12 protein-coding genes are annotated in these 11,991 nt (G+C 30.3%); 3 read left to right on the top strand and 9 right to left on the bottom strand.

All coding sequences use genetic code 11. The features are described from left to right. The first annotated feature begins 266 nt into the window (after positions 1-266). Positions 267-434: a hypothetical protein gene (locus ACTNBA_RS00060; RefSeq protein ID WP_198028596.1), complete on the top strand. Its 168-nt coding sequence runs from the start codon at positions 267-269 to the stop codon at positions 432-434. Positions 435-674: 240 nt separating this feature from the next. On the opposite strand, the gene ACTNBA_RS00055 is transcribed toward ACTNBA_RS00060, so the two are convergent. The 7 genes from ACTNBA_RS00055 to hflX form a co-directional block, all read right to left on the bottom strand. Then, positions 675-923: a BhlA/UviB family holin-like peptide gene (locus ACTNBA_RS00055; RefSeq protein WP_150843415.1), complete on the bottom strand. Its 249-nt coding sequence runs from the start codon at positions 921-923 to the stop codon at positions 675-677. 282 nt (positions 924-1,205) lie between these two features. Further along, entirely contained in the window at positions 1,206-1,352 is a 147-nt protein-coding gene (locus ACTNBA_RS00050; protein ID WP_441071563.1) for a hypothetical protein, read from the bottom strand. Positions 1,353-1,724: 372 nt separating this feature from the next. Beyond that, positions 1,725-2,465 (bottom strand): YebC/PmpR family DNA-binding transcriptional regulator, encoded by a 741-nt coding sequence (locus tag ACTNBA_RS00045; protein ID WP_441071561.1) that lies wholly within the window; start codon positions 2,463-2,465, stop codon positions 1,725-1,727. A gap of 95 nt (positions 2,466-2,560) precedes the next feature. Further along, positions 2,561-3,214 carry a YigZ family protein gene (locus ACTNBA_RS00040; protein WP_346848638.1) on the bottom strand — a complete coding sequence of 218 codons (654 nt, stop codon included), beginning with the start codon at positions 3,212-3,214 and terminating at the stop codon, positions 2,561-2,563. Between the two features lie 73 nt (positions 3,215-3,287). Continuing rightward, complete coding sequence (locus tag ACTNBA_RS00035) at positions 3,288-4,196, bottom strand: EamA family transporter (RefSeq protein ID WP_441071559.1); 909 nt, start codon at positions 4,194-4,196, stop codon at positions 3,288-3,290. Next, positions 4,189-4,893 carry a HEAT repeat domain-containing protein gene (locus ACTNBA_RS00030; RefSeq protein ID WP_441071558.1) on the bottom strand — a complete coding sequence of 235 codons (705 nt, stop codon included), beginning with the start codon at positions 4,891-4,893 and terminating at the stop codon, positions 4,189-4,191. The genes ACTNBA_RS00035 and ACTNBA_RS00030 overlap by 8 nt, the downstream gene beginning before the upstream one ends. 71 nt (positions 4,894-4,964) lie before the next feature. Beyond that, positions 4,965-6,752, bottom strand: coding sequence for a GTPase HflX (gene hflX / locus ACTNBA_RS00025; protein ID WP_441071556.1), 1,788 nt, complete (start codon positions 6,750-6,752; stop codon positions 4,965-4,967). Positions 6,753-6,903: 151 nt separating this feature from the next. Between hflX and hpt the strand changes: the two genes are divergently transcribed. Beyond that, complete coding sequence (gene hpt / locus ACTNBA_RS00020; protein ID WP_346877785.1) at positions 6,904-7,431, top strand: hypoxanthine phosphoribosyltransferase; 528 nt, start codon at positions 6,904-6,906, stop codon at positions 7,429-7,431. Between the two features lie 141 nt (positions 7,432-7,572). Here hpt and ACTNBA_RS00015 read toward each other — a convergent pair whose 3' ends face one another. Then, complete coding sequence (locus ACTNBA_RS00015) at positions 7,573-8,304, bottom strand: class I SAM-dependent methyltransferase (protein WP_035134424.1); 732 nt, start codon at positions 8,302-8,304, stop codon at positions 7,573-7,575. A gap of 144 nt (positions 8,305-8,448) precedes the next feature. Continuing rightward, on the bottom strand, positions 8,449-9,081 hold the full coding sequence (gene yunB / locus ACTNBA_RS00010; protein WP_441071553.1) for a sporulation protein YunB: 633 nt from the start codon (positions 9,079-9,081) through the stop codon (positions 8,449-8,451). A 184-nt stretch (positions 9,082-9,265) separates the two neighbouring features. Here yunB and ACTNBA_RS00005 point away from each other — a divergent pair, with 184 nt between their 5' ends. Next, positions 9,266-11,845 (top strand): transglycosylase domain-containing protein, encoded by a 2,580-nt coding sequence (locus tag ACTNBA_RS00005; RefSeq protein WP_441071551.1) that lies wholly within the window; start codon positions 9,266-9,268, stop codon positions 11,843-11,845. The last annotated feature ends 146 nt before the right edge of the window (positions 11,846-11,991 follow it).

Genomic DNA, 11,991 nt, shown 5'->3' with positions numbered 1-11,991 from the left:
TTGAAGATATATGATCTTTTACATTTCCAGTCTTAGGGTTACTTGGAGTATGTTCATGCTTTTTATGATTTTTAGCCATTTTTAATACCTCCCATATAATTTTATTGTCAATATTATTATGTGTCCAATCATTCAATATATACCTCTAATAAAATGGTAATGTCTCTTTCTAAGGAAGCTAATCCTTTACTTTCCTTAATAATTTCTTACTTTAAGGACAAAATAATTGTGTAGTTATCCTTTATATAATTTAAGGAGGTGTTTTTATGGTTGATAATAATAAAAGTCGTCTTAAGGATCAAAAAAGAAGTCAAGCTGAACTAAGAAAAATGTATCCTAAGGATGGTGCAGATGTAGGAATAATAGATGGAGTTAAAATAGGCTCCTACGCTAATAGCAAAGATCATTCTGAGAAGGATGAAATAACTTATTAATAAAGATTAGCAGAGAAGTCTCTATAGAAATTGCTAATTTACTAGACCTATTATTTAAAAATTTCCCTATATAAATAATTATATAGGGAAATTTTTAAATATATAAATATATGACTTTTTTGCTAGTTAACTAGTTAAATAGTTAACTAGTTGTTCTGTCCATGCGGGTTTCAAGGATTTTCATTTAGGAGTGTTATGATTTTATATAAGAATTAATGCTTTAATTATATTTTTGACTTATTAACTTTTTCTCATATAATTTTTTAGATCCCCTACATCCTTCTTTAGATCTTCCACATCTTTTTTCACTTCATCTACTATCCTTAATTTATCGGTAAGGTGTGATATTACATCTTGATAATTTTTTTCTCTTTCTTCTTGCTTCACATCTCTTTTTTCTTGAGCTTTTAGTATATAGAATAATAAAAATATACTTAGTACAGCCCAAATACCTTGGGACAAAGCCACCTTTAGAATTTCATTCTCCATCATTTATTTCACACTCCTTACTTGATATATTTATTTATTAGTAAGACTGTAATGACTTTTTGCTAAGAGAACACATTTTGGGTTTATTATTTATATGCCTAAAGCCTATAAATTAATATAAAAGTATTCTATTTTACAGTTATAAATTATCTGATAATTCTGAAAATTCATTATCCATTTCAACTTCATTAAATATGAGTCTTATTTAGACTATAATAATCTAATATAAGGATTTCTTGATGTAATTTACTAATGTTCCCTCAGGTAAATTAAAGATATTCCTTAATTGAATAAATTATTTTTAGCACAGTCATATCTTAGCTTCCTCGGTAAACTATTAGTAATAGAATCAAATTTAATTAACAATGATTCCATACTATTCTTATCATAAGGTTTTACTTCTTTCACTAGAGTCACTATTAATCCCATTCTATACATCCTCCTTAAGATTACTTAATAAAATAAGAAGTTATTTTATGTAAAAGACAACTAGTTCAATTATCATTTATGATATTTTGTTATAGTTTATGCTAGAATCAATAATAATACAACTAATAAAGCCTAAGATGGATGAAACGCAACATGAAATTCAATAAGAGTATCATTAAGGGTATATTGTTATTAATAATGCAACATTAAAGTTAAATTATATGGTTGCAAGTTACTTACTATCCTATTTATAGAAAGCAACTTGCAATTTTAAACACATATCATTCATAATCATTGTATGTCATAATCATATTATTTATTAGTAATTAATGAATAAATTTCAAAGTTAGTAATACCAACGGTTACTCACTACTAACCTTCCCATCCTTCTGGGAATTCAGCATTATGGTATACGTTTTGTACATCATCATCATCTTCTAAAACATCTAACATCTTTTGGAATTTAGTCGCAACTTCTTCATTAATTTCAGTGTATGTGTCTGGAATCATTTTAACATCTGCTTCTAAGAATTCTATTCCATTAGATTCTAAAGCTTCTCTCACAGTACCAAAGTCTTCTGGAGTTGTAGTTACTACAAGTACTTCATCTTCAGCTACAAAGTCCTCAGCACCTGCATCTAAAGCCATCATCATTAACTCATCTTCATCTAGTTCATCAGTTTTTTCTATGATGATTTCACCTTTACTTTGGAACATGAAGCCTACACATCCAACGGTTCCCATATTTCCACCTTGTTTAGAGAAGGCGTATCTTACATTTCCTGCTGTTCTATTTTTATTCTCAGTAAGACACTCAACTATAACTGCTATTCCTTCTGGTCCGTATCCTTCATAGATTATAGTTTCATAGTTTACTGCACTTAACTCTCCTGCGGCTTTTTTAATTGCTCTAGTAATTGTATCATTAGGCATATTAGCTGCTTTTGCTTTTGCTATAACGTCTCTAAGCTTAGCATTTGTCTCTGGATTAGAGCCACCGTTTTTAGCTGCAACAACTATTTCCTTACCTATTTTAGTAAATATTTTACCTCTCTTAGCATCTGCTTTACCCTTTTTAGCTTGGATATTATGCCACTTTGAATGTCCTGACATATTAACTTCCTCCTGTACTATATATATAATTATTAACTTTAAAATCAATGTACCTATTATAACATAATATGTCTAATAATTTCAAATTTCAAGAGCTATCCTTCAATAGCTCTATAATATCTGTATCCTTCTTTAAATAAATACTCTTCATCCTCTTCACATATAGTTACTTTTCCACTAGTAGCCTCTACAAAATCTGCAATTATTGTTTCCTTATTTTCTACCTCTGTGAACAGTGATAACTCCACTTTATCTGTATATATGGTATCTTCAATATGCCAATTATTTGTACCACATAGGTATTGTATTTTACCTATTAAATCATATTCTAAAGTAAATCTTAATTTTAAGCCCTTTACTTTTTCTACAACACCTGCTTCTTCAATGGCTGAAGAGGCTCCTTTAGAGTAAGCTCTTATTAGCCCACCTCCCCCTAAAAGAATACCACCAAAGTAACGAGTAACTACCACCGCTACATCGGTTAAATCATTTTTCTTTATGACTTCTAAAACTGGAATACCTGCTGTTCCTTGGGGTTCACCGTCATCACTGTATCTTTGTATGCCTTTATTTTCTCCCACTATATAAGCATAAACATTGTGAGTTGCTTCTTTATGCATACTCTTTATTTCATTTACAAAGTTCTTTGCTTCTTCTTCAGTATTTACTCTCTTTATGTATCCTATAAATGTAGATTTCTTTTCTTGAAATTCTGAAGTAGCACTCCCTTTCACTGTAAAATAACTCATATTTAAGCCCCCTCTATAATATTTAAAATAGATTCCTGTACTCTAAACCATAATGAAGATTTCTCGAAGACTGTTAGCTCATAAGTATTATGGCTATTATGGTAAGCACTATAGCAGTAATCTCCCTCTTCCCTAACTTTTCTTTAAAGAATATAACTCCACAAAAGTTTGTGATTAAAATAGTTCCTGCACTTACCATAGGAAAGGCTATAACTGCTCTTACTTCTTCTAATCCCTTTATTAAAAAGCTTGGCATTAATACATTAGGAATACCTACCATGACACCAAAACACATATCTATTAACTTTACTTTTCTATTTTTAATAATTAACATAATTAAGCTTATAGTAAATCCTGTTAGGAAAGTATAAAATAAATATAAATTTTTATATTGTACCATACCAAAGTTTTGGAATAGCTTTGTTACAAAATCTCCTCCACCAGCTAGTATAAAAAGAAGTATTAAATCTACTTTCATAGTATCTTTAACCTTTTGTTCTTCTTTGTTATTTAGATTTATAACTATTATAGCTATGATAGACAAGATTATTCCTAATATAGGTAATAATTCTATGGTCTCTCCTAATAGTATAACAGATAAAATTGTAGGTATTAATACTCCTAGCTTCATAAAAGTTGCAGATACAGATACTCCATTCTTTCCTACAGATTTTTGATATAGAATAAAACTTAAAAAATATAAAATACCTGTTATTATCCCTAGAATTATTGCTAAAGCTCCTGTTCCTTCTTTGGAGAAAAGTTGTCCACTTATAAGTACCTGATTAAATTCCTGCATAAACATAGAAAACCAATTTATGTGGAAAATATTTAAACTTCCCATCATTATTATACTTGCCATCATTCCTGATAGATAATTTATGCTAGTTACCATATATCTATTACTTTCTCTGCCTTCACTAAACTTAAATACAATAGCTATTAAAGAACTGCATAATATAGATAATAAAATATTAATCATTATTTTTATCTCCGTCACTTATATCTTGAAAATTTAATTCTTCATTTTCTCTTTGGTTAATATAATTCTCACAAGCCTTTTTAATATACTCTTTATCAGTACTATTAAATAAAGCTCGAATTTTATCATCGGCTTCTCCACTGCTTATCTTCTGTAAGGACTTAACTGCATAACTTATTACTTGAGGATTTTTATCCTCCAAAGCTCTAATAAGGGCTCTCTCAGCTCTTGAATTACCTATTTTTCCAAGAGCTGAAATTGCCATTCTTCTAATATTTACATGATTATTAACCGTTGCCTTTATAAGTATGTCTACAGTGACATTACTTCTAAGTTCACCCATGATCCATATGGCGGCTTCTTTGTCCTTAAGTCCTAGCTCCATATAGTTTTTAACTAAAAAATGAATTAACTTTTCTTTATTAACTCTATCTAAACTATTCAAAACCAAAATTCTTTCTTCCTTAGCTGCTAAGATTAGGGATTTAAATAGATCTGATGACGATTCACTTTTAACTAAAAACCTGTATTTTATTTTGCAATTTATGAGATGTTTTTGAACTGTGGCTCTATCTAAATTTCTAATTTTACATATGGCTTCTATAGATTTTCCTTCTAAGCTTAGAAAATAGCTGATTTCTTCATCACTATAATTTTCAATGAAATTCCAATCATATTTAACTAATCCTGTACTCAAATTTTCTCCCTACTCTCCCCTTCAAATAATGCTCTAATTTCTATCCTAACAATATAATGATACTTTAGTTACTACTCTATAATATATTTAGAACTTTTATTGTAGACCTCATCATCACCTTGAACTACAAGAATAGTACCTTCTTCACCGTACTCTTCACTTTCTACCAAAGCATTTCTATGTAGATATGCAACTGATGAAGAATCGCTATATGGTATTAATACCTTAAAGGTTTTTAATTTATAAGGAAGTATTTCTGTACATCTATTTAGCAACTCTTCAAAATTGATTTTATGTTTAGCTGAAACTTCTAAAATAGAGTAGTTATTAAATGTTTCCTTTAAAGAATTTAAAATATCATCATTAGAATTATCAATTTTGTTGAGCACCAATAAAGTTGGCTTATCTCCTGCACCTAACTCCTTAAGTACTTCCTCTACCACTGTTATTTGCTTTTCTGCTGCATTACTAGATGCATCTACTACGTGAAGTAATAAGTCTGAATAAACTACCTCCTCTAAAGTTGATTTAAAAGCTTCTACTAAATCGTGAGGTAATTTTCTTATAAACCCTACAGTGTCTGTCACTGTGGCAACTCTATTGTCTGGAAGAGCCATAGCCCTGGTTGTAATATCTAAGGTTGCAAATAACATATCAGCTTCAAAAACTTTTTCTTTTACCGTAGCTGACTTAACTGGTGAGTATTCACAAAGAGCATTTCTAAGGGTAGATTTTCCTGCATTAGTATATCCCACTAATGATATCTTAGAAATATTATCCTTACTTCTTCTTTCTCTTTGGGTTGCTCTTATACTTTTTATCTTTTCTAATTCTTTATTTAAATCATAGATAGTATCTCTGATCTTTCTTTTGTCTGTCTCTAGCTTTTTCTCTCCTGGTCCCTTTGTTCCTATACCTCCTCCTGTTCTTGAAAGCATAGTTCCTAATCCACTAAGCCTGCTTAATCTGTATTTTAACTGGGATAACTCTACCTGAATTTTAGATTCCTTACTTCTGGCTCTCCTTGCAAATATCTCTAAGATAAGAGTAGTTCTATCAATTACCTTTGTTCCTATGGCTTGCTCTAGATTTCTTACTTGAGATCCCGATAATTCCTCATCAAATATTACTACATTGGCTCTTAGTGACTGTCTTAAATATGCTATTTCTTCAACCTTACCACTACCTATAAAATAAGCTGAATCAATTTTATTACGTTTTTGAAGTATTTCAAAAACTGGCTCTACATCACAGGCTTTAGTAAGTTCCTTTAACTCAGCTAGGCTTTCCTCATCTTCTATAGATACTAATATTGCTCTTTCTGAATTATCTTCCACTATGTTATCTACTTTAAAAACATCTTCAATATATCTAACCTTATCTAAAAACTTGTAGCTTAAAACTTTATTGATAGTTAAATTTTCAACTTCTTCTTCTATGAGCATGTTATCCTTCACATCACAGAAACCCATATTATAAATTAGAGGTTTATCCTCTGATACACCAATGGCAACTATACAATCTAGTTTTAATTTTAGAAGTGCAGATAAATCTAATGCAGATAGTTTAGGATTTCCATTGGGATGGGTATGGATTACTCTCACTTGAGATAATCTCCCCTCTCTAGTGTCAATCATAGGAACTTCAACTGTTGAGCTGTCTCCGATGGCAACACTAACAACACTTCCTTTTCTATCTATAGCAACGCTAACCTCTCTTTCAATTTCAAGGGTAACCTCTCTTAGAAGTTCTGCTAACTCTTCAGTTAATATGTCTGATTTTTGAAATCTCATATCATATATAGTATCTAACTTTTTCAAGATGAAGTTTTTAACTCCATCAGTATTTCCATTTATCATATAATCATCTCCAAATTTTATTTTTTCTTTATTAATAATTTTTCTACATTAAACAAACACTGCATTCTTATACATTTTATACTATTGACAATTTCACCTTAATTTTATACTATGAAAACATTAATGTAAATATAAATTGAGGTGTGATTACATGGAAGATAAACAAAGAAATGTTCTCTTTTCTAGAGAAGAAATCAATGAGGCTGTAGTTAAAATTGGAGCAAAAATTTCTAAAGACTATGATGGAAAATCTGTTTACGTATTATCTCTACTTAGAGGAAGCTTCATATTTGCTGCTGACTTAGTTAGAGAAATTACTGTACCTACAACTATAGGTTTTATGACTACATCAAGCTATGGTCATGGTGAAGAAACTAGTGGTACTTGTAAAATAGTTCAAGATGTACCTGATAATATTGAAGGTATGGATGTACTTGTAGTAGATGACATTGTAGATAGTGGTATTACTATGAACTTTGTGGTTGAACACGTTAAAAAGTTGGGTGCTAAAAGTGTAAAATGCTGTACTCTTTTAGACAAACCAGAAAGAAGAACTGTAGAAATATCTCCAGACTATTGTTGTTTTGAGATTCCTGATTTATTTGTAGTTGGATATGGCTTAAATTATGGTGACTTATACAGAAATATTCCTTACATATTTAACTGGGAATCTAAATAATAATCTTACAAATGTTTTAAATACTTAATATATATTAATAGAAGAAAAAACATGAAAACATACTAAAAGCTAATATTAACTTATTAACTTCTAGTATGTTTTTTTATTTATTAAATTATATATTTACATTACTATAATTTTCTACTTAATAGCCTCTACTATTAAAGGAAGAGCATTTCCTGTATATGTACTTCTATTAAAATCATCGTAGCTCCAGGATTTTTCAAATCCAATTTCCTTTAACATTTCAAATAACTCTTCATTTTCTAACATAAATAGATCTACTGTATTTTCTAAAATCTCATTATTTTCTTTATCAGTTATTCTTCCCGTAAACTTTACAATATCACTATCTGGTTTAATACTATAAAACCTTTCAAATTTAACTTTAGGACCATCAATAAGAGGCAATTCTTTAATATGCTCTCTCTTCACCTTATCAAAATTAATAGTTTGAATACATAATGGTGAATCCTTTTTTAATACTTCATAGCATCCTTTTAAAAATTCTTTTATTTGACTTTTTCCTCCTAGGTGAGGAAGTACATTCCCTATACATACAATACCATTAAACTCTTCTCCAAAGGACTTAGCTATAGTTTTCATATCCATAACTTCAAACTTCAAAGTATCACTTTCCTTATACCTATCCTTAGCTATTCTTATCATTTCTTGGTCTAAGTCTATGCCTAAAGCCCTATATCCTTGTGAAGAAATATATTCTGTAGTTTCTCCAGTACTACATCCAATATCTAAAACAAATCCACCCTTTTCTATATTCTTTAAAGCAAACTTCTTTTTACCTAATGGTGCTGGAAAAATATCATCATAATATTTAGCTAAGGCATTATAAAATTTTATACATTGATCCATACTACTCATCTCCTGTTCTTTAATTATTTATTCTATAGGAAATTCCTACTATTTAAATTAATTATATATTTTTATATATCTATATTTATTTACATAAATAGTACACTATAAAAAGAATTTATTCAGTGATTAGCATCACACTTTCTAATTACCGTTAAGATCCATTTGTATTGCAGTACTTGGTACCCTTCCAACTATAATGGTTTCAACTATAGGTATTTCATTAACTATTTCTAACTCACTAGAAGATACTGCCATAATCATCTTTACTCTAGTGGTGGTTTCTATATAAATTTTATGCCTAGTTTGATTTATTCCTGCATCTTCAAATTCGGATATATATCTAGTAGTAATATGCCCTATAGGCCTCATTCTTATTTTTACATCTGGACCAAATCTAGCTAAAATATTATTTTTAGTCACATATCCCATTGGTATCTTTATGTCTACTTTAGATTTTTCCTCTAATTCATCTTGTGCTTTTAATACAGTCAATGTAGCAATTTCACTTAGTTTTAAAGTATCTGCTGACATCATTATGATGTTTCCATCATTATCCTTATCAAATTTTATTATATCATTATAATTAAAATTCTTAGAGTATTCCTGGAAAATTGTTTTATTTATTGTATTAGTGACCTCTGCTCTCATCTGTGCATCTGCCACTAATTTAACCGTTGGCATTATAATTTTATCTAAAGTATATATAAAAGTTATTAAAAAGGTCATAATTAAAAAAATTATTATGGTAAATTTTAACTTCAACGATGATTTCATAGTATTACTCCTTTATAAATGTGGTATAATGTTAATATATGTATAATATGTTACATAAAATTATTCTATACATAATATATGTATATGTATAAGAACTTCATTGAAGAATACTATATTGTATTTATACTAGCATATAAGTTATAATATAGTATCGAAGATATGTTCATCATAAAAGGAGGAGAATATGGGAGAAAATAAAAAAATTAAACCTAAGCAAAAAAAGCCCAAGAAGAAAAGTCGTAAAGTCTTTAAAGTAATATATATAGTCTTACTACTTTTAATCATAACTTGTGCAGCTGCTGGTTTTGGTATTATATCTGGCATGATTAAAACAGCTCCAGAGCTTGATCTTGATATATTTTTATCGAATGGAGAAACTACACTTCTATATGACAATAAAGGAAAAGAAATGGATGAGTATAAGACTCCTGAAAAGAGAATATCTGTAGATATATCTACAGTACCTAAATATCTACAGGACGCCTTTGTAAGTATTGAAGATCAACGATTTTTAGAACATAAAGGAGTTGACATAAGAAGACTTGGAGGAGCTGTAATCCAAGATGCTAAAATAATTCTTGGTTTATCTAATGATGAAATCCAAGGTGCATCAACTATTACTCAACAGTTGGTTAAGTATAAGTTTTTCCTTGAAGATTCTATAAATAATAGGGCTAATATAGAAAGAAAAGTTCAAGAGATTTATTTGGCACGTAAGTTAGAAAAGCTTCTATCTAAGGAACAAATTCTTAACGAATACATGAATACTATCTTTTTAGGCGGTAACGCTCACGGAATTGAAGCTGCTTCAACCATGTATTTTGGAAAATCTGTAGCAGATGGTTTAACCCTTAAGCAATGTGCATTTTTAGCAAGTGCTGCTCAGAATCCAACTATATCTTATATGAATGCCTATGAAGCCTTTGAAAAGAAAGAAGCCTTTGACTCACCAAGAACTAAATTGGTTCTTGCTAAAATGCTAGAGCTTGGAAAAATAACTCAAGAGGAATATGATACTGCTTTAGCAGAACCTCTTATGCTAAATTTCTCAACTTTAGAGGGTGACAAAATGGTTTATGAATGGTTTTCAAGACCTGTAATAAAACAAGTTGCAAAAGATTTAATGAAAACCTATGGATATACTGAAGCTGAAGCCTATGAAAAAATCACCTTTGGTGGTTTAAGAATATATACAACCATGGATAGAAAACTTCAGGATTCAGTACAAAAAATTATGAACAATTATCTTAAAGAGACTCAAGGCTCTAGGGCAGATGGAGTTCAAACCTCTGCTGTAATAACAGATTATCTTAAGGGTGAAGTTAAAGTTATAATTGGTGGTATTGGTGATCAACCAGCTATGTCTTATAATAGAGCTATCTCTGTTGGAAAGGATGGTCAAACCTTCCTACGTTCACCAGGTTCTAGTATAAAGCCACTTACTGTATATGCTCCAGCTATTGAAGGTAAAACTTTAACTGCCGGATCAGTGTTTGTAGATGGTCCATTACCAACTTCTATTGGTTCTAAATATCCTGGTGGTAACGGTCCTTATAATCCACAAAACTGGAATGGTGCATTTGACGGATATATTACTATCCGTGATGCTCTTGCTCTTTCTAAAAATACTGTTGCTGTATCTGTAGTTGACAGAATAGGTCTAAATACGTCAGCATCCTATGGAGAAAAATTTGGGTTAAGTATAACTGATAGAGATAGAACTAGTATTTCTGCTTTATCTCTAGGTGAAATAGATGGAACTACACCTTATGAAATGGCTCAAGCCTTTGGTACCTTTGGAAATCAAGGAAATATGACTACTTCAAGAATATACACTAAGGTTACTGATAAGGATGGTAAAGTTCTACTTGAACCAAAACTTGAATCTAAGCAAGTAATTTCTCCACAAACAGCTTATATTGTTTATGATATGCTTGAAGGTTCTGTGAACAATACAGGTCCACAAGCAAGATTTGGGAATATGGAAGTTAGGGGTAAAACTGGTACCTCTGAATCTACCAAAAACCTTTATTTCAGTGGATTAACTCCTTACTACTCAGGCGCTGTATGGATGGGTTATGATAATAGTAAGGAATTACCTTTTACTAGTAGTAGCGTTCCAGCTGGTCTATGGGGTAAGATTATGGCAGCAGCTCATGAGGGACTTGAATATAAATCTCTTCAGGCTCCTGGTGGATTAACTAGTGCTTATATTTCTAAAGATTCTGGAACCCTTCCAACGGCGCTTACTAAGAGGGATCCTAGGGGAAATAGAATTTACTCTGAAATCTTTATAAGTGGTACTCAACCAACTACTCTGGATAATATCCATGTGGAACTTGACGTTGTAAAGGCTGCTGATGGTAAATACTACTTACCTTCTGATAAAACACCTAAAGATAAAATACAAAAGGTAGTATTTATAACTCGTGATACTAGATTATATTCTGGTAACATGCTAGATAATAAATATCTAGCTCCAGTGACTAAAGATCCTACAGAATATAAAGTTGAAGAAAAAGAAAAAGACAAGGATAAAGATAAAATACCTAACCCTAATAAACCAGGTGAAAATACAAATCCTGGTGATACAACTACACCTCCTGTAGAACCATCTGATCCTGGTGATGATACTGGAGATGAAGGTAATGAGGGTAATGAGGGCAACACTGGAAATAGTGAAATTAAGCCTGAAGCTTTCAATCATCTGTTAAATATCTATACTATGATCCCTAAAATATTTAGTAATGGTATAAGAGGTTAATTATTTTATTGTAAAATTAAAGTCTTCTCAAATTTTAAAATGTACCCTATATAGTAGACACTTTAAAAAAAGTCTATTATATAGGGTATTTTTATGTATAATAAAATTAATATATAGCTTTAGGAGTGATTATATGAGCAACAAAT

The organism is Clostridium sulfidigenes, assembly GCF_052067195.1.
Taxonomy (GTDB): domain Bacteria; phylum Bacillota; class Clostridia; order Clostridiales; family Clostridiaceae; genus Clostridium_J; species Clostridium_J sulfidigenes.
This window is presented reverse-complemented; position numbering and strand designations above follow the sequence as displayed.

Bases quoted from the DNA above. Each gene is read 5' to 3' on its own strand.
- ACTNBA_RS00060 (WP_198028596.1), top strand. From the start codon at position 267: ATGGTTGATAATAATAAAAGTCGTCTTAAGGATCAAAAAAGAAGTCAA.
- ACTNBA_RS00055 (WP_150843415.1), bottom strand. From the start codon at position 923: ATGGAGAATGAAATTCTAAAGGTGGCTTTGTCCCAAGGTATTTGGGCT.
- ACTNBA_RS00050 (WP_441071563.1), bottom strand. From the start codon at position 1,352: ATGGGATTAATAGTGACTCTAGTGAAAGAAGTAAAACCTTATGATAAG.
- ACTNBA_RS00045 (WP_441071561.1), bottom strand. From the start codon at position 2,465: ATGTCAGGACATTCAAAGTGGCATAATATCCAAGCTAAAAAGGGTAAA.
- ACTNBA_RS00040 (WP_346848638.1), bottom strand. From the start codon at position 3,214: ATGAGTTATTTTACAGTGAAAGGGAGTGCTACTTCAGAATTTCAAGAA.
- ACTNBA_RS00035 (WP_441071559.1), bottom strand. From the start codon at position 4,196: ATGATTAATATTTTATTATCTATATTATGCAGTTCTTTAATAGCTATT.
- hflX (WP_441071556.1), bottom strand. From the start codon at position 6,752: ATGATAAATGGAAATACTGATGGAGTTAAAAACTTCATCTTGAAAAAG.
- hpt (WP_346877785.1), top strand. From the start codon at position 6,904: ATGGAAGATAAACAAAGAAATGTTCTCTTTTCTAGAGAAGAAATCAAT.
- ACTNBA_RS00015 (WP_035134424.1), bottom strand. From the start codon at position 8,304: ATGGATCAATGTATAAAATTTTATAATGCCTTAGCTAAATATTATGAT.
- yunB (WP_441071553.1), bottom strand. From the start codon at position 9,081: ATGAAATCATCGTTGAAGTTAAAATTTACCATAATAATTTTTTTAATT.
- ACTNBA_RS00005 (WP_441071551.1), top strand. From the start codon at position 9,266: ATGGGAGAAAATAAAAAAATTAAACCTAAGCAAAAAAAGCCCAAGAAG.